Annotated in this window: 26 protein-coding genes, 1 tRNA gene and 1 riboswitch; of the genes, 22 read left to right on the top strand and 5 right to left on the bottom strand. The window is 27.2% G+C overall.

All coding sequences use genetic code 11. From position 1 onward, the window contains the following. Positions 1-6: 6 nt before the first annotated feature. Entirely contained in the window at positions 7-225 is a 219-nt protein-coding gene (locus tag HMPREF0078_RS04755) for a hypothetical protein (RefSeq protein WP_004838994.1), read from the bottom strand. Between the two features lie 146 nt (positions 226-371). Here HMPREF0078_RS04755 and HMPREF0078_RS04750 point away from each other — a divergent pair, with 146 nt between their 5' ends. Continuing rightward, positions 372-707 carry an ArsR/SmtB family transcription factor gene (locus tag HMPREF0078_RS04750; protein WP_004838993.1) on the top strand — a complete coding sequence of 112 codons (336 nt, stop codon included), beginning with the start codon at positions 372-374 and terminating at the stop codon, positions 705-707. Positions 708-797: 90 nt separating this feature from the next. Here HMPREF0078_RS04750 and ypfJ read toward each other — a convergent pair whose 3' ends face one another. After that, positions 798-1,655, bottom strand: coding sequence for a KPN_02809 family neutral zinc metallopeptidase (ypfJ, locus tag HMPREF0078_RS04745; protein ID WP_004838992.1), 858 nt, complete (start codon positions 1,653-1,655; stop codon positions 798-800). A gap of 133 nt (positions 1,656-1,788) precedes the next feature. On the opposite strand from ypfJ, the gene HMPREF0078_RS04740 reads away from it, so the two are divergent. From HMPREF0078_RS04740 to HMPREF0078_RS04645, 20 genes are all read left to right on the top strand, one after another. After that, positions 1,789-2,616, top strand: coding sequence for an exodeoxyribonuclease III (locus tag HMPREF0078_RS04740; protein WP_004838991.1), 828 nt, complete (start codon positions 1,789-1,791; stop codon positions 2,614-2,616). A 141-nt stretch (positions 2,617-2,757) separates the two neighbouring features. Continuing rightward, entirely contained in the window at positions 2,758-3,654 is an 897-nt protein-coding gene (locus HMPREF0078_RS04735) for a diacylglycerol/lipid kinase family protein (RefSeq protein WP_004838990.1), read from the top strand. Between the two features lie 186 nt (positions 3,655-3,840). Next, on the top strand, positions 3,841-4,647 hold the full coding sequence (locus tag HMPREF0078_RS04730; protein ID WP_004838989.1) for a C39 family peptidase: 807 nt from the start codon (positions 3,841-3,843) through the stop codon (positions 4,645-4,647). 11 nt (positions 4,648-4,658) lie between these two features. Next, positions 4,659-5,930, top strand: coding sequence for a ClC family H(+)/Cl(-) exchange transporter (locus HMPREF0078_RS04725; RefSeq protein ID WP_039920521.1), 1,272 nt, complete (start codon positions 4,659-4,661; stop codon positions 5,928-5,930). A gap of 198 nt (positions 5,931-6,128) precedes the next feature. Then, positions 6,129-7,493 (top strand): branched-chain amino acid transport system II carrier protein, encoded by a 1,365-nt coding sequence (gene brnQ, locus HMPREF0078_RS04720; protein ID WP_004838987.1) that lies wholly within the window; start codon positions 6,129-6,131, stop codon positions 7,491-7,493. 64 nt (positions 7,494-7,557) lie between these two features. After that, positions 7,558-7,899 carry a histidine triad nucleotide-binding protein gene (locus tag HMPREF0078_RS04715; RefSeq protein ID WP_004838986.1) on the top strand — a complete coding sequence of 114 codons (342 nt, stop codon included), beginning with the start codon at positions 7,558-7,560 and terminating at the stop codon, positions 7,897-7,899. Between the two features lie 39 nt (positions 7,900-7,938). Further along, positions 7,939-8,118, top strand: a complete 180-nt coding sequence (gene rpsU, locus HMPREF0078_RS04710) for a 30S ribosomal protein S21 (protein ID WP_004838985.1) — start codon at positions 7,939-7,941, stop codon at positions 8,116-8,118. A gap of 473 nt (positions 8,119-8,591) precedes the next feature. Next, positions 8,592-8,975 carry a hypothetical protein gene (locus HMPREF0078_RS04705; protein ID WP_004838984.1) on the top strand — a complete coding sequence of 128 codons (384 nt, stop codon included), beginning with the start codon at positions 8,592-8,594 and terminating at the stop codon, positions 8,973-8,975. A 238-nt stretch (positions 8,976-9,213) separates the two neighbouring features. Continuing rightward, complete coding sequence (locus tag HMPREF0078_RS04700; RefSeq protein ID WP_004838983.1) at positions 9,214-9,909, top strand: LemA family protein; 696 nt, start codon at positions 9,214-9,216, stop codon at positions 9,907-9,909. 155 nt (positions 9,910-10,064) lie between these two features. Beyond that, complete coding sequence (locus HMPREF0078_RS04695) at positions 10,065-11,099, top strand: serine hydrolase (RefSeq protein ID WP_004838982.1); 1,035 nt, start codon at positions 10,065-10,067, stop codon at positions 11,097-11,099. 142 nt (positions 11,100-11,241) lie between these two features. After that, a complete protein-coding gene (locus tag HMPREF0078_RS04690) occupies positions 11,242-11,979 on the top strand; it encodes a YwaF family protein (RefSeq protein WP_004838981.1) in 738 nt (245 codons plus the stop codon). A 130-nt stretch (positions 11,980-12,109) separates the two neighbouring features. Then, positions 12,110-12,775: an L-serine ammonia-lyase, iron-sulfur-dependent subunit beta gene (sdaAB, locus tag HMPREF0078_RS04685; RefSeq protein WP_004838980.1), complete on the top strand. Its 666-nt coding sequence runs from the start codon at positions 12,110-12,112 to the stop codon at positions 12,773-12,775. Next, positions 12,775-13,674 carry an L-serine ammonia-lyase, iron-sulfur-dependent, subunit alpha gene (gene sdaAA, locus HMPREF0078_RS04680; protein ID WP_004838979.1) on the top strand — a complete coding sequence of 300 codons (900 nt, stop codon included), beginning with the start codon at positions 12,775-12,777 and terminating at the stop codon, positions 13,672-13,674. The genes sdaAB and sdaAA overlap by 1 nt, the downstream gene beginning before the upstream one ends. A gap of 260 nt (positions 13,675-13,934) precedes the next feature. Continuing rightward, on the top strand, positions 13,935-14,621 hold the full coding sequence (gene gloB, locus HMPREF0078_RS04675) for a hydroxyacylglutathione hydrolase (protein WP_004838978.1): 687 nt from the start codon (positions 13,935-13,937) through the stop codon (positions 14,619-14,621). Positions 14,622-14,644: 23 nt separating this feature from the next. After that, positions 14,645-14,717, top strand: a riboswitch (Fluoride riboswitch). 46 nt (positions 14,718-14,763) lie between these two features. After that, positions 14,764-15,969, top strand: a complete 1,206-nt coding sequence (locus HMPREF0078_RS04670) for a cation:proton antiporter (RefSeq protein WP_039920518.1) — start codon at positions 14,764-14,766, stop codon at positions 15,967-15,969. Positions 15,970-16,006: 37 nt separating this feature from the next. Beyond that, positions 16,007-16,903: an alpha/beta fold hydrolase gene (locus HMPREF0078_RS04665; RefSeq protein ID WP_004838976.1), complete on the top strand. Its 897-nt coding sequence runs from the start codon at positions 16,007-16,009 to the stop codon at positions 16,901-16,903. Then, on the top strand, positions 16,893-17,168 hold the full coding sequence (locus HMPREF0078_RS04660) for a DUF1294 domain-containing protein (RefSeq protein WP_004838975.1): 276 nt from the start codon (positions 16,893-16,895) through the stop codon (positions 17,166-17,168). The genes HMPREF0078_RS04665 and HMPREF0078_RS04660 overlap by 11 nt, the downstream gene beginning before the upstream one ends. 87 nt (positions 17,169-17,255) lie before the next feature. Further along, complete coding sequence (locus tag HMPREF0078_RS04655) at positions 17,256-17,783, top strand: NUDIX hydrolase (RefSeq protein ID WP_004838974.1); 528 nt, start codon at positions 17,256-17,258, stop codon at positions 17,781-17,783. 95 nt (positions 17,784-17,878) lie between these two features. Further along, complete coding sequence (locus HMPREF0078_RS04650) at positions 17,879-18,817, top strand: L-lactate dehydrogenase (protein ID WP_004838973.1); 939 nt, start codon at positions 17,879-17,881, stop codon at positions 18,815-18,817. A 118-nt stretch (positions 18,818-18,935) separates the two neighbouring features. Continuing rightward, a complete protein-coding gene (locus HMPREF0078_RS04645) occupies positions 18,936-19,241 on the top strand; it encodes a DUF4298 domain-containing protein (RefSeq protein ID WP_004838972.1) in 306 nt (101 codons plus the stop codon). A gap of 77 nt (positions 19,242-19,318) precedes the next feature. Here HMPREF0078_RS04645 and HMPREF0078_RS04640 read toward each other — a convergent pair whose 3' ends face one another. Continuing rightward, positions 19,319-20,053, bottom strand: coding sequence for an ECF transporter S component (locus HMPREF0078_RS04640; RefSeq protein ID WP_004838971.1), 735 nt, complete (start codon positions 20,051-20,053; stop codon positions 19,319-19,321). 175 nt (positions 20,054-20,228) lie between these two features. Further along, a tRNA-Lys gene (locus tag HMPREF0078_RS04635) sits at positions 20,229-20,304 on the bottom strand. Between the two features lie 175 nt (positions 20,305-20,479). Between HMPREF0078_RS04635 and HMPREF0078_RS04630 the strand changes: the two genes are divergently transcribed. Beyond that, a complete protein-coding gene (locus tag HMPREF0078_RS04630) occupies positions 20,480-20,980 on the top strand; it encodes a QueT transporter family protein (RefSeq protein ID WP_004838970.1) in 501 nt (166 codons plus the stop codon). Between the two features lie 67 nt (positions 20,981-21,047). Here the strand turns inward: HMPREF0078_RS04630 and HMPREF0078_RS04625 are convergent, their stop codons facing one another. Then, entirely contained in the window at positions 21,048-21,467 is a 420-nt protein-coding gene (locus tag HMPREF0078_RS04625; protein ID WP_004838969.1) for an Asp23/Gls24 family envelope stress response protein, read from the bottom strand. Between the last annotated feature and the right edge of the window lie 88 nt (positions 21,468-21,555).

The following is a 21,555-nucleotide window of genomic DNA, read 5'->3' as shown; positions in this document are numbered from 1 at the left end:
TTATCCTTAAAAATAAATCTCACAATCTTTTTCAATTTTTCTACAATTTTTCAAGACATTTTCCATAACTTCTTTATCATCTACACCATCTTCAAAAGTAACTTTCATTTTTAACATCATAAAATTTATGGTGCAATCTTTTACACCATCAGTATTTTTAGCTTCAATTTCCATTTTATTTGCACATGAAGGGCAATCCACTTCAATTTTGTAAGATTTTTTCATAAAATTCTCCTTTAATTAAAATTTACGATTAAATTATTATTTAATTGTATCTAAGTTCATAATACAAGATTATTTATGTAAAGTCAACAAAAAAATTTAAATTAAATTATAATTTTGTGGTAAAGTATAAATAAGGAGAGGAACAAATGAAATTACCACATAAACATTATAAAAACGATGACAAAATTGATTTTTTATTAGAAGAAGAAAAGGCATCAGATATTTCTAAAGCTTTCAGACATTTGGGAGATCCAAAAAGATTACAAATTTTTTGGCTTTTATGCCATAGAAAAGAATGCGTAATAAATATAGCAGCAATTATGGGAATGTCATCTCCTGCTATAAGCCATCACCTAAAAATTTTAAAAACAGCAGGACTTATTTCATCAAAAAGAGAAGGCAAAGAAATGTTTTATAAGGCAAACGACAATAAACTAAGCGAATTTATGTTTAATGTAATTTTAGATACTAAAAATTTATAGGAATAAAAAAGATAAGCTAAAAAATGAAGTGAACTACTCAATCCGTATTCTGGATTTTTAGGTTCACTTCAAAAGCTTATCTTTTTTATTTTAAATATTAATTTTAATTTCATAATCCAAATTTTTGTAAAATTCCATGGAATGTTCTATGTCATGATATTTATATCCCATATCGAAAGCATTTTTTCTATCTTTGCTTGAGCCGTGAGTAAATCTATCTGGATTTATACTTGAGCCAGACATTTTTTGAATTTTATCATCACCAATTGATGAGGCAGCTTTCATTGCTTCTTCAATATCTCCTTTTTCCAAATATCCTTTCTCTTTTGAAAAATATGCGTAAACTCCCGCAAAATAATCGGCTTGCAATTCTTGAGCTACTGAATATCTATTGTAATCTTTTTCGGATAATTCTTTTTGAAGTTGTTGAGTTTGATTTAATATTCCTAATTCATTTTGAACGTGATGGCCAACTTCGTGAGCAAGGACATAAGCAAAAGCAAAATCTCCACCAGCTCCAAATGTATTTTTTAATTCATCGTAAAAAGAAACATCAATGTAAATCGCTTCATCAAGGGGACAATAAAATGGTCCCATACCAGATTGAGCTATTCCACAAGATGACTTTGTTGTTTTTGTATAAAGAGTCATACTTGGTTCTTTATAAGTCAAATTATATTCAAAAAATTTTTCATGCCACATATCTTCTGTATCAGCAAGAACAACAGAAAGAAAATCTTCCAATTCTTTTTGATTTTCAGAAATAGTTTCTTCATACCTATTTTCTTGTGTTTCATTTACATTTTTATTATTTATAACAGAAGGATCTGCTCCAAGAAAATATAAAATAAGAACTAAAATAAGTCCACCAATTCCACCACCAAAAACAACTGGTGCACCAGAGCCTCTATTTACATTGGAACTTTTTCTCCTATTTTTCCATTTCATATTAACCTCCAATTTTTTTCTATTAAATTAATACCCTAATTTAAACAAGTTAATATTTATTTTTGATAATAAATTGGTAATATTTTAAAGTTTTGGTAAAATATTTTTAATAATATAAATTAAAGGAGATACAATGAAGTTTATTTCATGGAATATAGATTCCCTAAATGCTGCTCTTACAAGTGATTCAAATAGAGCTGTTATGTCTAGGGATGTTTTAAAAACTATAATTAGTGAAGACGCCGATGTGATTTGTCTTCAAGAAACAAAATTACCAAGAACTGGTCCTAGCAAAAAACATCAAAAAATTTTAGAAGAATATTTTCCATCTTATGATTACGCATGGGTAAGCTCTCAAGAGCCTGCAAGAAAATCATACGCAGGATGTTTAACGCTTTATAAAAAAAATCTTCAAACAAAAATTACTTTCCCAGTTTTGGATGCTCCAGATACAATGGATCAAGAAGCAAGAATTATTACTTTAGAGTTTGAAAAATTTTATTTGACACAAGTTTATACACCAAATGCAGGAAATGGTCTAAACAGACTTGGCTTAAGACAAATTTGGGATGAAAAATTTGCAAATTATTTGGAAAATTTAGACAAAAACAAAGCAGTAATTGCTTGCGGAGATTTTAATGTTGCACACAAAGAAATTGATTTGAAACATCCAGAAAATAATCATGAATCAGCTGGCTTTACAGATGAAGAAAGAAATGGATTTACAAATTTATTAAACAAAGGTTTTGTAGATACATTTAGATATATTCATGGAGATGTTGAAGGAAAATATACTTGGTGGGCACAAAGAGTAAAGACAAGTAAGATTAACAATTCTGGCTGGAGAATAGATTATTTTATAGTATCAGACAGAATAAAAGATAAAATAAAAGAATCTAATATGATAGATTCTGGAGACAGACAAGATCATACACCAATATATTTATCAATAGATATATAATTTTAAATTTGCAGAATAAAATATTTAGAAATTGAAAAATTTTTAAATGTTTTATTCTGTTTTTTAATTGATTTAAATTTGGGTATATTTTAAAAGTAGAAAGAAATAAAAAATTTAAATTAACTCACACTAGGAGATATTATGAAAAAATGTATGCTAATTGAAAATCCAAATTCAGGCGATGGCAAAAACGATGAATTTATGGAAAAATTAAAAGAAAAATTACAAGATGAATTTGATGAAATTATTGATAAAAAAACACAAAAAGAAAATGACGGAGAAAATTTTGCAAAAACAGCATGCGAAGAAAAATTTGATTCAATATTTGTAGTAGGAGGAGATGGAACATTTAATGAAGTAATAAATGGAGTTTCCAAAATGGACTACAGACCAAAAATCGGTTTATTGCCAGGTGGAACAAATAACACCTATATGCAATTAATAGGTGGTTCAAATGATCTTTGTGAGGCGATTGAAAAATTATCATTTGAAAAAATAAAAAAAGTTGATATAGGAAAATGTAACGACACATATTTTTCGTATTATGTTTGTTTTGGAAAATTAATAGAAGCAACAACATCAACAGATTCAAAAGAAAAAGAAAAATTGGGAGGATTTGCTTACGTTAAAAATGTTTTAAAAACATTACCAAAAGATGAAACAGTAGATATAAAAATTGAATACGAAGATAAATCTTTTGAGTGCAAAGCATCTTTGGTATATGTTATGACAGTAAATAAAATTGGTAATTTAGAATTTTCTAAAGATGATGCGGATCTTAGCGATGGATATTTAAATGTATTTGTGATGACAGACGAAGGAATAATGTCAAAAGTAGATGCGGCAAAAGATATGCTATTTGGTAAAGTAGACGAAAATGAAAATATAAAATCATTTACCTGCAAAAAGCTTTCAATAAAAAATTTGGAAGATAAAAAAATAGAATTAGACATGGATGGAGAAATAAACGAAAAACTTCCATGCCAAATAGAAATATTAGAAAAACACGTAGAAATTTATATGCCTAAAAATAATTAGATTCAAATAAATAAAGATTAGAAATATTTTTATAATTTTAAATAGTAATTAATAAAAAGAGGGGTAACACCTTCTTTTTTATTTTAAATTTCAAATGGCATATAAATTTTTAAAAATAAAAAATTAGAATTAAAACAATTATTATGTCTACTATTAAATTTTATGTGCTTATGATATATTAATAATATGAAAAAATTTTTAAAATTTATTTTTCTTATTTTTTTAGTTGTAATTTTTTTTTCATTAGTTAAATCAAGTTCGATTACGGGAGGGGTTGATGATTTGATTGGCCTTGTTTTTAATAAGGAAAAAACTGATGATATGGATGAATTATATAAAAATATTGAAAAACACAAAGATGATAATGAAAAAATTAATTGGCTTTATGAGAATTTTGATAGCTTAACTGACAGTGAAATTTATCTTGTTGGAAATGATATAGATACTTGTGAGTTTGTTTATAATTTGAAAAATGGAATAGTTGATTTTGAATATTATCCTGGTGAAAGTGTAAATTATGGAAGACTTACTCCTTATTTTTTACAATGGGATAATAGGTGGGCCTATAATAAATTGGGAAATTCTAATATTGGATTTGCGGGTTGTGGTCCTACTTCTATGGCTATGGTTTTAAAAAGATTAAATCCAAATTTGGATATTAGTCCATTAAATATTGCTCAGGATGCTCAATCTTATATGGGAAGTGAAGGCATTGAGTGGAAATTTTTTGCTGATGAGGCTAATAAATATGGCCATAATATTGAAAATATTGAAAATGATAAAGACGCTATGATTAATGCTCTTGACAGGGGAAGTCTTATTGTTTCTGTGAATAAGGGATATTTTACTTTGTTTGGACATATTTTGGTTATTGATTCTTATAAAAATGGAAGATTTGTTATAAATGATCCAAATTCTATGAAAAATTCTGAGAAATCTTGGTCATATAATAGCATAAAAGATCAAATTGCAAATATTTGGTTAGTTTATTAAATGGGGTTAGAATGAAAAAACGTATTTCTTATAAATTATTGTTGATTTCAATTATAATTGGTTTATGTGCAGGTCTTGTAGTAAGTTTATTTAGACTTTTAATTCCAAAAGTTATGTTTGTCATTTCTAATTTAATAATTTTTGGTCAAAAAAATTTATTAAATGCTATAATTTTTGTTTTTACATTTATATTTATTGGTTTTTTGGTTTCGATTTGTGTAAACAAGGAGCCGATGATTGGTGGGAGCGGAATTCCTCAAATTTCAGGGAAATTGCATGATAAATTGGATTATAGTGCCTTGTCTTGTTTGATTAATAAAATTATTGGAGGCTTGCTTGCTATTGGTTCTGGTTTAACTTTGGGAAGGGAAGGTCCTTCTGTTCAAATAGGAGGCTCTCTTGGTGAAGTTATGGCAAATATTTTCAAATTAGATGACGATGATAAAAAAATAATGATTATTGGCTCATCTGCTTCTGGAATTACTAGTGCTTTTACAGCACCAATTTCTGCTATTGCTTTTGCCCTTGAAGAGCTTATGAAAAAAACTTCTAGAATTAATTTTATTTACATAACATCAACAATTATTTCTTCAAGTATCGTAACAAGTTTGATTATAGGAAATGATCCTGTAATAAAAATTAAAAATCATCTAAATTTATCTATGAGATTTTGGATTTATTTAATTTTTTTGGGAATTTTAGTAGGATTTTCATCAATTTTATTTAATAAGAGTATATTGTCTGGAAAAAAATTATATAAAAATTTGCCTATTTCTCAAAGTATAAAATCTATAATTCCGTTTTTTATCACAAGTATTTTTTTACTTTTTGATAGTAGATTATTGGGAAGTGGAGAAAATTTTATTTCTCTTGCCCAAGGAGATAATTATGAAATTTCAACTTTAATATATTTTTATTTTATGAAATTATTGCTCTTGTTAATTGCTTTTTGCTCTGGAATTCCAGGCGGAATATTTTTTCCTTTGCTTGCTATGGGTTCATTAATTGGAAATTTTTATGGCTGTATTTTATTTGAATTAAATTTAGTTGGCGAAAATGAAATTATAATTTTTTCAATGCTTGCAATGGCAGCTCATTTTGCATCAATTGTTAGAGCGCCTTTGACAGGAATGTTTTTAATAATTGAAATGACAGGAGGAAGGATTGATTTTTTCTTGCCAATTATAATTGTAAGTCTTGTGGCTTATTTACTAACAGAAAATTTCAATAATGAACCAATATATGAATCTCTTCTTGAGATTATGATAAAAAATAAATCATAAATATTTGTAAGATTTAAAAGAGCTTTTTGATAGCTCTTTTTTATTTTTGATTTTTAAAATTTTTTGGGAAATTTGATAGAAATATGTAGATTTGCTTTTATAATTTTTTTTCTTGTGTTATAATTCATCTAAGTAATATTTTGTATAAAATTAGGAATATTTATATAAATATTAATTTTGAAAAGATAGGGGAATAATATGAAAAGAAAACTTAGTTTTAATCAAACTTTATTAGTTGGTTCTTTGTTGTTTGGCTTGTATTTTGGAGCTGGAAATTTAATTTTTCCAATTGAGCTTGGACAAAATTCTGGAACTAATCTTTATAAAGTTGTTTTGGGATTTATAATTAGTGGGGTTGGACTTCCAATTTTGGGAGTTGTTGCAAGTGCTATTTCAAAAAATGATAGTTTGTTTGAAATGGGAAAGACTGTAAGTGATAAATTTGCATATTTTTTTACAACAGCTTTGTATTTGACGATTGGACCATTTTTTGCAATTCCAAGAACGTCAACGGTAGCTTTTGAAGTTGGAATTGCTCCAAATATTTCTGAAGATAAAATAAAATTATTTTTATTTGTTTTTTCATTAATATTTTTCCTTGCTGTCTTAGCTTTCGCATTAAAACCTGGCAAAGTTATGGATAATATAGGAAAAATTTTGACGCCAACTTTTTTGATTTTATTGTCAGTTTTGGTTATTTTTGCAATCATTAAACCAATGGGAGCTTTGGCAAAAAATCAACCTACTAAAATTTACCAAAAAAATCCATTATTTACAGGAATTCTTGATGGATATAATACAATGGATGCTCTTGCAAGTCTTGCTTTTGCAATAATAATTATTTCAAGTATTAGAAAACTTGGAGTAAAAGATTCAAATCAAATCGCAAAAGAAACTTTAAAAAGTGGAGTGATTTGCTTGATTGCTATGAGCACAGTTTATATTTCTTTATCTTTTATGTCATCATCTTCTGTAAATATAATGAAATTAGGCAATAACGGTGGAAGAATTTTATCTAATATTTCATTTTATTATTTGGGAAATTTCGGCAAGATTTTATTAGCTGCAATAGTAATAGTAGCTTGTTTAAAAACAGCTATTGGACTAATCATTGCCTGCTCTGAAATTTTTATACAAATGTATCCAAATACACTTTCATACAAAGCTTATGCTGTAGTTTTTACCTTAATATCATTTTTGATAGCAAATTTGGGACTTCAAAAAATAATTAGCTTGTCAATACCAGTTTTGATGTATTTGTATCCGCTTGCAATAGTTTTAATATTTTTATCATTGGCATATCCAATAATTGGCAAAAATAAGAGAATATTTTCTTTAACTATTTTGTTTACGGCCATATTTTCAATTTTTGATTTGCTTAAAGCTTTGCCAAAAAATATTTCAAGTACGGATTCTATAAGTAGAATTGTAGATTTTGCAAAAAATTATTTACCAGCATTTGAACTAGGATTTGGCTGGTTGATTCCAGCAATATTTGGAATTATTTTAGGATTATTAATAAGTATTATAAAAAAAGAAAAGATAAAAGAAATAAATTTGTAAAAATTATAAAAAATTTTACCTTTTTATTAAAATATGATATTATATTTATCAATGGGGGTGAAGTATGGACTGTGTATTTTGTAAGATTGCTGATGGGGAAATACCATCAGATATAATCTACGAAGATCAAAAAGTAATTGCATTTAATGATCTAGATCCACAAGCACCTATCCATTTTCTTGTTATACCAAAAAAACACATAGAAAGTTTGGCTAAATTAGATGAGGAAGATAAGGATATAATTTCTCATATCTTTATGGTTATTAAAAAAATAACACAAGATCTAAATGTAGCAGAAGATGGCTACAGAATAGTCAACAATACAGGAGAAGATGGAGGACAAAGTGTTAAGCACATGCATTTTCATGTTTTAGCACAAAGATCCTTGCAATGGCCACCAGGTTGATTTCAAACTTAATTGTGTGATACGAGAGGGGGGATAGAGATGACAGAGATCAAAGTTGGAGAAAACGAATCAATAGATAGTGCAATTAAAAGATTCAAAAGACAATGCGCAAGATCCGGTGTTCTAACAGAATACAGAAAAAGAGAACACTACGAAAAGCCAAGCCTTAAAAGAAAAAAGAAATCTGAGGCTGCAAAGAGAAAAAAAAGAAGAAAATAGTAATTTAAGACCCACTTGGGTCTTTTTTTATTGTCAATAATTTTTGGTATTAAAAAACAATATTAATTTATAAAGTGGAAAAATAAAAATAATTTTATATAAAAAATTTTTATTTTTATATTGTGTTTTGTCAATTAAAGTGCTATAATATTAAAAAAATTAATGCTTTTTGAGAGGTTAATTATGCTCATGGCGAATTTATGTAAAATAAGAAAATTTAAAGTAAATTATTTTATCCGAAATTTTGAGGATATTTTTTAGAGTGCCTTTTTGCGATTTTTGCAGAAGGCGCTTTTTTGTATCTAAAATTTTTCATTAGAATTTATTTTAAATTTTTTAAAAGTTTTTATTGGTAAGTATTTTATAAATTTTCGTGTATTAATCTGAAAATCTAAGGGGAAAATTGTTTTATGAGTATTGCTTTTTATCTTGGTACATTTATTTGAAAAATAAAATTATAAAAGGAGAAAATTATGAAAAAAATTTATGCTAGCCAAATTTTAGTAATTGTATTTGGCGTTCTTGTTTGTATTTCTACTGTAATTCCTGCGGCAGAATTTTTGGGTCAAGAAATAAATTTATTAAAACCTGATGATAGCTTTGGCTCTGGAATTATCTTGATTGGTCTATCACTTTTGGCAATTCTTTCATGTTTATTGAAGAAAAAAATTCTTACTATAGTATTTTCGGTTTTAAATTTAGCTATAGCTATTCTTCAATATCAATCATTTGAACAATATATGGAATTTGCCACAACAGGTTTTTATCTTATGATTATTGCAAGCGTACTTCTTTTTGCTGGTTCAATTTTTATGGCTATACAAGTTCCTAAAAAAAATAAGCAAGAAATTAAATGAAAATTATGATTTCTCCTTAGATGAATAGCTTATTAAAATGTAAAATGAAAAGTAATTTTAAAAATTATTTTTTGTTCGATTTTTAAAAACAAGATTTTTGAAATAATTACTCTCATTTCAAAATCTTGTTTTTATTTTGAATTTTTTCTTTGATTTAGTTTTTACATTTATACATAATTTTATTGACTATAATAAGTATTTTTTGTATATTTATAGTATAAAAAATTGAGGAGATATTATGAAATCAAAAAGTGTATTTAAATCTGTATGTGTGTTTGTCGGATTAGGATTTTTATTGACAATTGTTTGGCTAATGATTTTTTCTATGACAATTACTCCAGATGATGCTGAGATGACAGTAGAGCCTTTTAGTGGTGCAAGTGTAACTTTTGGATTTGCATGTGCTCTTATTGCAAATTTTATATATCAATATAACAGTGCTAAGTCTTTGGAGCAAAGAATTTATAGTAATACAAGCAGTCTTGAATCTATAAAAATTAGAAATCGTGATTTGGTTGATAAGGCAAATCGTTTGATAGATAAACATCAAAAAAACGAAAAAGAATCTTATATTGATATTGCAAAAGCAAGTTATACAAAAAAAGAAGAACGTCACGAAAAAAATACTAAAGATCGTTTGAAAACTTATAGCGATGAAGATGTGCTTGTAACAAGTTCACAAGAATTTGGAAAATTTATTAATGATTTTCCAGAACTTAGCAATAATCAAAATGTAAAAATTTTATTAGATGAAATTATTAATAGCGAAAATTATTTATCTAATAGCAAAATTGAACTAAATAGGTGCATTGAGAGTTACAACAGCTTAATTCATCAATTTCCTTTGACTTTATTGCGTAAACCATTAAAATTTACAGATAAAGAATTTTATCGTGAAGAAGTTCAAATAACAGATGAAATGTTAGGAATTTAATTTTATAATTTAATATACAATAATTAATTCTTCTATTTTTATAGGAGAATTTTTTATTTTAAATTTATAAATTTTATAAAAAAATACTAAAAATTTGACACTAATTTACAAATGGGCTAGCATAAAATTAGAAGTACATATTTATTGGGGGAACTATGAGAAAAAACAAGAAAAATATTCCTAGTTTTGCCTTGGCTATTATAATTTTATTTGTTTTAATTCTTATTATTAAATTATCTAAGTCAGACAAAAAATCTGGAGAAATTAAACCACATCCTGCCAAAAATAGTGTAGTAGGATTTAAATCTGATAAGTATTTAAATGATATAGAAAAATTATATGATTCAAATGAAACTTTTATTGATGAAAAGGATAAAGATGATTCTAATGAATTCAAAAATAAAAGAGTAACTGATGATTATCTTTATACAAAAATTGAAAAAATAATTGATGAAGAAACGGAAAATTTAAAGGGCGATTGGCAAGTTGCTGTTGATACAATTAGTGGAAAATCTAATATATCTATTGAGAAAAAATCTTCTGATGAAAATGATGCACAAGTTGCGGCATCAACTATTAAAATTTTTATCGCACTTGAAACTTATAGGCAAGTTGAAGAAGGAATTTTGGATGAAAAAGATGTAGAAGATGATATTTATTTAATGCTAAGAGATTCCAATAATGAATCTACAGATAGACTAATAGATAAAATTGGCGATAATGATATGAAGACTGCACGTTTAAATGTAGGAAGAATGATAAAAAAAGTAACTGGAAAAAATAGATGTGCCTTATATACAAAAATGCATGGAAAAGGCAAAGCCAATCTTGTAAATGCAAAAGACCTTAATAAGGCATTGATTGTAATTTATGATGGAGAAATTATTAGCCGTGAGCATTGCGATATAGCAATGAAAGCAATGTCTGAAAATACTACAACATCAAAAATAAAATTATTGGCTGATTTGCCAAAAAAAGCTAAGGGATTAAATAAATCGGGAGAATATCCAGATGGTGGAATAGAAAATGATATTGCTATAATCGATGTTGGCGATAGTGTTTTTGCAATTTCATTTTTGAGTGATTTTGATGAGCCAGTAAGTCATGGAGGTAGTCCACAATTTGAATCAATGCATAATTTAGGAAGACGAATTTCTAATGCATTTATAGCTTTTGACAAGGACAATTAAAAATTTATATAAAAATTAGCTAAAAGAAAAATCTTTTGGCTTTTTTTGAGAAATTAAGATTTTATTTTATTAATTTATAAAAATTAATAGACTAAAAATAAAAATTATTATATGATAGTAGCTAGAAAATTTAGGAGTAGTAATGAATAATTTTATGGATGAATTTTTTAGAAGAAAAGAAGATGGTTTTGTCTTTGATTCATATAGTTTTTTGCATTTAATTTTATTTGCCTTTATGGTAATTGTAGCAATTTTATTATATAAATACAGAAGAAAAATCAAAGAAAATAAAAAAATATATAAATATGTAAGGCTTATATTTATTTTTTTGCTGGCATTTCAGCAGATAAGTTTTTTATATTTTATTTGTTTTGTAAGAAAAGATACAATAAATGAAGCCTTGCCCTTATACACTTGTAGGATAAGTATTTATAGTGGATTTTTTGCACTTATATTTAATTCAAATAATTTAAAAATTCTTACAATTTTTTGGGGACTAATAGGTGGAATTATTGGCTTAATTTTTCCAGATTTAATGCCATATTCATGGCCTCATATTATGTATGTAAATTTCTTTTTGACACATTTTTTAGTATTTTGGGTTTCGCTATTTTTCCTAATAGTCGACAAAATTCAAATAAAAAAAGAAAATTTGAAATTTTTATTTATACTTGTAAATGTATTTTTGCTAATAACAGAAATAATAAATTTAAAATTTAATTTAAATTATGCTTATCTTTCTTATAGCCCAGTTTTTACAAATTTATTAAATAAACTTCCACCAATTATTTATTTTTTAATAGCTGCAATTTTATATAATTTTTCTATTTATTTAAATTTTTATATTTTTAAAAAATTAAAACTAATCGAAGTCAACTGACATTATTTTGCAAAATTTTAGCAAAATAATATCAATTGGCTTTTATTTTTTTATTAAAAAGTGTAATATAATATTAGATGTAAGTTTTTGTAATATAATGCAAAGGTTTTTATAATTGAATGGAGGTATTATGAAAGAGTATGGAGTTTTTGATATAATTGGACCAATTATGATAGGACCTTCGTCTTCTCATACTGCAGGAGCTGCAAGAATTGGACAAGTTGCTATATCAATTGTAAAAGACGGTTTTACTAGGGTAGATTTTCATCTTCATGGATCATTTGCTCAAACTTATAAGGGACACGGAACTGACAAGGCACTTCTTGCAGGAGTTTTAGGTTTTAGACCAAATGACAAAAGATTAAGAGATTCATTTAAAATTGCTGATGAGGAAGGTCTTGAATATCATTTTATAAAAGATGATTTGGGACCGGTTCATCCAAATACTGCAAAAATTGTTTTTTATTATCCAGATGGAACAACATCATCAGTTACTGGCTCATCAATTGGTGGTGGAAATATAGAAATAATTGAAATTAATGATGTGTCAATTTCCTATAATGGAAAATTCCCAACAATTATTTTAAGATACAAAGAACAAAAAGGCGTAATTTATGAAGTAAGTAAGCTTTTAGCAACTAATGATTACAATATTGAAAGCATGAAAACAGTAAAAGCTGACGATGAAGTAACATTAATAGTTGAATTAAATGAAAAATTAGAAGTAGAAATTATTGATGAGATCATAAATAATAAGAGATATGATTACGCAAATTATATAGAAGGGGTTAGATAATGTTTAGAAAAGCATCTGAAGTTATAGAAGAATGTGAAAGTAGAGGAGTCCACATCAAAGATTTAGTTCTTGAAGAAGAATTAAAATCATCGCAAATTAATAAAGATGATATTTTATTTAATTTGACACAAATGTTTAAGGTTATGGAAGAATCTGCAACAGGAAATTTAAACCATGAAACAAAAACTGCCATGGGCATGATTGATGGATTTGCAAAAAAAATGAACGCTTATTCAAAAGAAGGAAAATCCATTACAGGAAATTTTGTTACAGAGGCAATGGCAATGGCATTTTCAACTCTAGAAATAAGTGCAGCAATGGGAGAAATTGTAGCAAGTCCTACAGCGGGATCTTCTGGAATTTTGCCAGCAATTTTATATTCTCTAAAAAAACGTGAAGGATTTTCTGATGAAAAAATGGTTGATGCAATGCTAACAGCTATTGGAATTGGAAAAATAATTGGATATTATGGATCTTTTGCAGGAGCTGAAGGCGGTTGCCAAGCAGAAACAGGATCAGGAGCTGCTATGGGAGCGGCTGCAGCATGTTTTCTTTATGATCAAAGCCCAGAAGTTTGTTTTCACGCAGCAAGTTTTGCATTTTTGCATGTGCTAGGTCTTGTTTGTGATCCAATTGCAGGACTTGTAGAATATCCTTGTACTTTTAGAAACGCATCTGGAGTTGTAAACGCATTTATTTCTGCTGATATGGCAATGGCAGGAATCACAAGCATAGTTCCATTTGATGAAGTTTGTAAAGCAGCAGGAGAAGTTGGATCTACTTTACCAGAAGCTTTAAGAGAAACAGGAATAGGTGGAATAGCAGGAACAGAAACAGGAAGAAAAATTAGAAAGAAATTTTTCGCACTTGGAAATGACTCTACAAAAGAAAATAAATAAATTAAATTAGTAGGCTTTTGCCTACTCAGACTGTTGATAAACTAAGGAAATTCCCATTTCGACCGAACGTAGTGAGCGGAGAAATCTCATGAGATCTCTCCATGCGTTCGCTTCACTCACTTAGTCGAGATGGGTTTTAGCTTAATTTTATTTTTGAATTAATAATGAATTACTAAACTGACTTTGTATATGATCTAGTAGGCTTTTGCCTACTTTTTTTATTTTGATTTTTGGGTATAAATTTTTTGAGAGGAGTTTTTATGAAAATAAATTTTATTAGAGCTTTTGAAGATAATTATATTTGGACAATAGAAAAAGAAAATGAGGTAATTTTAATTGACCCAGGAGAGGCAAATCCTTGTTTTGATTATTTGAAAGATAAAAATTTGTACGCAATTTTATTAACTCACAAACATATGGACCATGTTGGTGGAGTGAAAAAATTAAAGGAAAAATTTAAAGATATAAGAGTTTATGGTCCGGCTGAAACGAAAAATTTAAATGATATTACTTTAAAAGATAAAGATGAATTTGAAATTTTTGGATATAAATTTATAGTTTTAAAAACTAATGGCCATACTGAAGAACATATTTCTTATTTGGTAGATGGAAATTTATTTTGTGGAGATACCATATTTTCTTCGGGTTGTGGAAGAGTTTTTACTGGAGATTATCAAAGTTCTTTTGATTCCGTTCAAAAAATCAAACAATTGGATAAAAATATTTTGATTTATCCAGCTCATGAATACACTATTGATTGCATAGAATCATCAAAAAGAATTATTAAAGATAAAATTATGGATGATGCAATAAGTGAGGCCAAAGAAAAACTTTCAAGATCTCTTCCTAGCCTTCCAACAAGTGTTGAAAAAGAATTTTTAATCAATCCATTTTTTATGGCAAAAAATTTAGAAGAGTTCAAGGAATTTATAAAAATTAAAAATTGACATATTTTTTCAAAAAATTTATAATACTAAAAGGGAATGAAGTTCTCCCTTAGATTATTTCTAAAACCGCATTTTGCTGATGACTTCTGTTACTATTAGGGGACAGATTTCATCAGTTTTTTTGTCCCAAAAAGGAGGATTTATGTTAGTTTCTTTTGGTCTAATTATTATTTTTGGATTAATATTTGGATTTTTTTGTAAAAAATTAAAAATACCTGCTCTAATTGGTATGCTTTTTACTGGAATTATTTTAGGACCTAATGTTTTAAATTTAATTGATTCAAAGACTTTGAATATTTCATCAGAGCTTAGGCAAATTGCTTTGATTGTAATTTTAATTAAAGCTGGTCTTTCTTTGGATATTTCTGATTTAAAAAGAATAGGAAAATCTGCAATTTTATTGTCATTTTTGCCTGCAAGTTTTGAAATATTAGCCTATTTTATTTTTGCAAGAATATTTTTCAAAATAAGAAGTGTTGATGCACTCTTAATGGGTTCGGTTCTTGCAGCAGTTTCGCCAGCTGTTGTTGTGCCAAGAATGGTAAAATTAATTGAGGAAAAAAGGGGAGTTGAAAAATCAATTCCACAAATGATTCTTGCTGGTGCATCTTGTGATGATATATTTGTTCTTGTTTTGTTTTCATCATTTTTGTCAATGGCAAAGGGAGAAGATGTAAGTTTGGTTTCTTTGGTAAATGTTCCAATTTCTATAATTTTAGGAATTATTGTAGGAGCTATTATTGGCTATATTTTATATATCGTTTTTGAATTTTTTTATAAAAAAGGCGATATGATAAGAAATTCTACTAAGCTTATAATAATTCTTGCTATTTCATTTTTGTTAGTTGCAATGGAAAATTTATTAAAAGATAAAATTGCTTTTTCATCTCTTTTGGCAGTTATAGCTATGAGTTGCATTTTCAAAATTAAAGCGAATTATGAAGTTTCTTCAAGACTTTCAGAAAAATTTGGAAAATTGTGGATTTTTGCAGAAGTTTTATTATTTGTTTTGGTTGGAGCTGAGGTTAATATTTTTTATATAACAAAACTTGGATTTATTTCAATTGTTATGATTTTTTTGGCGCTTATTATTAGGTCTTTGGGAACTATGATTTCAATTTCTGGCTCAAATTTAAATAAAAAGGAAAAATTGTTTACAGTTTTTTCTTATATGCCAAAGGCAACCGTTCAAGCAGCTATTGGAGCAGTTCCACTTGCAAATGGGCTTTCTAGTGGAGAAATAATTTTATCGATGGCAGTCTTGGGGATTATAATTACAGCTCCTATTGGTGCAATATTTATTGATAATTTTAACCAAAAATTATTAGATTCAAAGACATATTTTTGATAAAATATCAGTATATTATATAAAAATAGAGGAAAAAATGAGTGAAATTGAATTTAAAAAAATAAAATTGGATAATGACGAGACCATGGCTTATAGACATGTGGGCTGTGGAGAAAATAAAGTTATTTTGATTCACGGTTTTCAATCATCTTCCCAATTTTTTGAAGATTTATTGGAAAATATTGATAAAAAAATTGAAGTATTTGCTCCAGATTTAATTGGATACGGGGAAAGCTCTTATGAAAATAAGCACAAGGAAATGAAAGAGTGGGCAGAGGATTTGAAATATTTTGCTGATTCTTTGAATATAGATAATTTTTCTCTTGTAGGCTGGTCTTTGGGAGGACTTGTTGCCATGGATTTTGCAGGAATGTTTCCTGAAAAAATAAAACAATTAATTTTGATAGCTTCTGTTGGAGTTAAGGGTTTTGTTATGCCAAAAGATAAAGATGTAAATGATGAAGATAAAAAATTAAAACTTCCTAATTTTTTGAAAAATTTTAACATCAAACACGATCATTCTTTTACTGTTCCTATTTTAAATGGAATAAAAGATAAGGATATTGATTTTTTTGAAGATTTATTTAGGCAAACAATTTATAATGTCAACGATCCAAATCCTGATGATTTAAGGAAAATGGCTGAAGATTTCCTAAAACAAAGGTGTTTTTTGGAATCGCTCCTTGCTATGGTAACCTACAATAACACCAAGGAAAAGGGAAGTGGCTTGATTGAAAAAATAAATAAAAAAGTCACATGGATTCATGGAAACAAAGATATGGTTATACCAATTGACGATGCTTTAGAAAGTATTGAATATTTTCCAAATAAGGTTAATTTTATAAAATTTGAAAATTCTGGTCATGCTGTATTTGTAGATGAAAAAGAAAAATTTGTAGAAATTTTTGAAGATTTGATAAAAAATGAAAATTAAATATTTAATAATTTATTTTATATTTGTTTCCTTAATTTCGATTTTTCTTGTGATTTATGATAAAATTGCTTCAAAAAAATTTAAAAAGAAAAGAGTAAGGGAAAATATTCTTTTGCTATTTGCCTTTATGGGTGGAGCGTTTTTTATGTATATTTCCATGAAATTGATTCATCATAAAACGCGTCACAAAAAATTTATGATAGGCATTCCAATTTTTATAGGATTACATATTTTTCTTGGATTTTATTTATTTAATAGAATTTAAAATAAAATTATTTAAATGCGGCAATTATTTGTCGCTTTTAAATTGTCAAATAGGGTAAGAATAAATTAATGTATAAAGGAGAAATTGATGAAAGAGTATGTAGATTTGTACGATAATTTTAGAAATAAAACTGGAGATATTATAGAAAGAAGAGATATTGTGCCAAGAGGTCTTTATCGACTTATCATCCATGTTTTAATTTTTGATAGAAAGGGAAGACTTTTGATTCAAAAAAGAAGCAAAATAAAAAAATCTTGGCCAAATTTATGGGACTTGACAGTCTCTGGAGCTGTATCAAGCGGAGAAAGTTCACAACTAGCTGCATCTAGAGAATTATTTGAAGAGCTTGGAATAAAATATGATTTTTCAAAATCTTATCCAAATATTTCGGTAAATACTGGATTTAGAATTGATGATGTCTTTATAATAAGTAATAAAAATATAGATTTAAATAAATTAAAATTGCAAAAAGAAGAAGTTTCTGATGCAAAATTTGTAAGTTTAAATGAGCTAATTAAAATTATTGACGAAAAAGAATTCGTTCCTTATCAAAAAGATTATATTAATTTGCTATTTTATTTAAGAAACAATTCAAATTTATTTGTTAATGATTAAATAATTAATAATTATTATCATTTTCCTCAAAAAAGCGTATAATAATTATTATAAATCAGAGTAAAAAACTAGGAATAAAATTTTTAGGAGGAATAATGAAAGATAGTAAAATAATTTTAGTTGGCGATGGAGCTGTTGGAAGTTCTTTTGCTTATGCTTCTACAATTCTTGGTATTGGAAGAGAATTGGGAATTATAGATATAAATGAAAAAAAGGCAGAGGGAGATGCGATGGATCTTTCCGATGTGCTTTCTTTTACAAATCCAAAACACATTTACAAGGCAGATTATAGCGATTGTAAAGATGCGGAAATAGTTGTGATTACAGCTGGAATTCCACAAAAATCTGGAGAATCTAGACTTGATTTAATAGAAAAAAATCTTAAAATATTTAAAGATATGATTGGACAAATTGTAGATAGCGGTTTTGATGGAATATTTTTAGTTGCATCAAATCCAGTTGACATTTTGACTTATGCAACTTGGAAATATTCAAAATTTCCAGCAAATAAAGTTATAGGCACAGGAACTACTCTTGATTCTTCAAGATTTAAAAAAGAAATTGCAAATTTAATAGGAATTGATCCAAGAAGCGTTGAAGCTTTTATAATGGGAGAACATGGAGATAGCGAATTTGCAGTTTGGTCACACACAAATGTAGGCGGTATGCCTTTGTATGAATGGGTTAAAAGCCACAGCGAAACTGACGAAAAAGAACTCTTAGATACTTTTGAAAAAGTAAAAAATGCAGCTTACGAAATAATTGATAAAAAAGGCGCAACTTTTTACGGAATTGGCATGGCACTTGCTAGACTTGTTGAAGCAATTATAAATGATCAAAATTCTGTATTTTCTACTTCATCATATCTTGATGGGGAATATGGTTTAGAAGATATTTTTATTGGAGCTCCATCAGTTATCGGAAAAAATGGAGTAAAATGGGTTCTTGAAGTGCCACTTACTGATATAGAAGATGAAAGAATGAAAGAAAGTGCAAAAACATTAAAAGAAATAATAAATAAATCAAATATATAATAATTAGGAGCTGTTGTAAAATTATAGATAATTATAACTTTGCAACAGTCCTTTTTATATTAAAAAATTCAAATAGGGTAATAATATAAGGAATAATTTATTATAAGGAAGGTAGAAAATGGCAGATATAAATAAAATAAAAGAAATGGAAGAAATTCTAAACAAAAACACCAAAGAAGTAGAAGATTTTAGAAAGGCGCTTGAAAAATTTAAAAACATCCAAAAAGATTATAAAAAATTATCAGATTATTATTCGTCAGAAGAATATATGAAAGATTTAGAAGAATCAAATAAAGGAAAAATTGATCCGGAAATTAGTCAAGGGATTTTTTCAGAAGATTTAGTTTATGATTTATTAGGAGATAATTATTATTTGGCAGTTGATATGCTTGAGCTTGCAACAAAAATAATTAAAAATAATTAAAAAAATCCCCTAGCTTTTTAAATTTTTTACTGGCAAAGCCAATAAGAAAAATATAAAAGCTAGGGGATTTAATTTTATTATCTTCTAACAGCTTTTACAATTGCAGAAACCAAAACTATTGACATAATAGCTTCTGGAAGTCCGTTTGTAATTATTGCACCAAAAATTGTACTCCTTGCAGCCTCAACAGAAATACCCAAGGCTCTTACATATTTTTCTGCATAAAACAAATAAATAAAGCCCATAACAAAAAGAGTATTAGTCATTGTTCCGACAAAAGATGCAATAGCTACAGAAAGATTTGAATTTTTATTTTTATAAGTTAAATAAAGCATACAAATAGCAATTATAGTTATTACTATAGAAATTACAATTTGATATATTTTTGCTTGATGAGTTAAATTATAAAATACCAAATAAATTAAAAATCCTGTAAGAATTGTCCACAAAATTAAAGAAATTTTTCTGATTTTTTCATTATTTTTATCTTTTAATCCTTTAAAAGTAAGTCCTGCAAAAATTCCTATTAAAATTCTTGGCAAAACTGAAATTATTGGATTGTAAAAAACAAATGAAATTGGACCAGGTCTAAGCATAGCATTTGCTATAGAAGATAGACCAAAAATAAATCCCACAAGACCACCAACGATTGGTCCTTCCAAAATTGCAGCTATAATAACTGGTATGTGCATGGTCGTAATATTAATTAAACCTAGGGGAATGTATCCCATCGGAGTGAATCCTAAAACCATAGTGATTGCTCCAAGCATAGCAACAGTTACCATTTTACGAGTTTTTTCTTTATTATTCATATTACCTCCTGATACAACTCCTTACGGATGTCGTTCATTATATAATTATTATATACCAAAAAAATAAAATGTCTAAAAATTAACTAAGAATTTTGTGAAAATCATTTTTGAAACAATAAGAAATAAAATGAAAAAATTAAAATAAAAAAACACAGATAAAAATCTGCGTTAAAATTGGTGCGCCATCAGGGATTCGAACCCTGGACACCCTGATTAAGAGTCAGGTGCTCTACCAACTGAGCTAATGGCACTAACTTGCTGACTTATTAATAATACCATCTTATAATTTTTTTGTCAACAAGGGGAAATTTTTAATAGTGAAATTATAAATCTTTTTGTTTTAATTTCATTATTAAGTTTGTATATGCTATAATGTGAAAAGGATGTTTACTTGGGACCCATCCGAAAAAAATCAAGGAGGTATTTATGTCTAGTCAAGGATATAATTTTAAGGATACAAATTTTTTAGTTAAGTCAGCTGCGATCGCGGCTTTGTATGCAATAATCACTTTAATGTTCCCATCTCTTGCGTACGGACCTATCCAATTACGTTTTAGTGAAATTTTAGTTCTTTTGGTCTTTTATAACAAAAGATTCATTCCGGGACTTTTATTGGGATGTTTTTTGGCTAATTTTGCGTCTGATATTGCTGTATTTGATGTGATTTTTGGAACTTTCGCATCTTTTTTGGCTTTTATGATGATAATTAGACAAAAAAATTTGTTCATAGCATCTTTATTTCCAGTTTTATCTATGGTTATTCCAGCTATTGGAACTTATATTTTGTTAGATTCATCAACTGCTTTCATTATTATGCTTGGACAATTTATGATGAGTGAATTTATTGTTGTATCTGTAATTGGCATTTTTATTTTTAAAATTTTAGAAAATAATTCTGCTTTTATGAATATGATTAAAAATTTCTAAGAAAAAGGGACTGTTGCGAAAATTATGAATAATCATAATTCTACAACAGTCCCTTAAATATTTTTACTTATTTATCTTCTTTATCTTTTGAATTTTTTTCTTCGTATTCTTCTTTTGTTAAAACATCAACTATTTCTGCTTTAACTGCTTGTACGTTTATTCCTGTTAGGCTATAAACTTCTTTTTTGATATTTCTATCTAATGAGGCGAATACTTCTTGAGCTTTTTTGCCATATTCAAGAATTATTTTTGTGTGAACTACAGCATTTTTTGCATCGTCAACGTCGATTGAAATTCCTGATGTATTTTCTCCGTCTGTAAAGTTATCAGCTATTGATGAAAATACATTTTTTTTCAATTCTAAAATTCCGTCTGTTTTTGTTAAAACTTTTTTTGCGATTTTTGCTATTACATTGTCGTTAATTGTATATTCACTTACTTCGTTTGCGTATTCTGCTTGAATTTCTTTGTTTTCAATTCTATCCATAATTTTCTCCTTTTAAAATTCAACTTATTAACTTGTTTACCTTATATTTTTACCCGAAGTTTTTCAAAATAAACAATTTTTAACAAAG

The organism is Anaerococcus vaginalis ATCC 51170 (assembly GCF_000163295.1).
In the GTDB taxonomy this organism is placed as follows: domain Bacteria; phylum Bacillota; class Clostridia; order Tissierellales; family Peptoniphilaceae; genus Anaerococcus; species Anaerococcus vaginalis.
The sequence above is the reverse complement of the archived record's forward strand: the minus strand, read 5'-3'. Positions and strand labels throughout refer to the sequence as shown.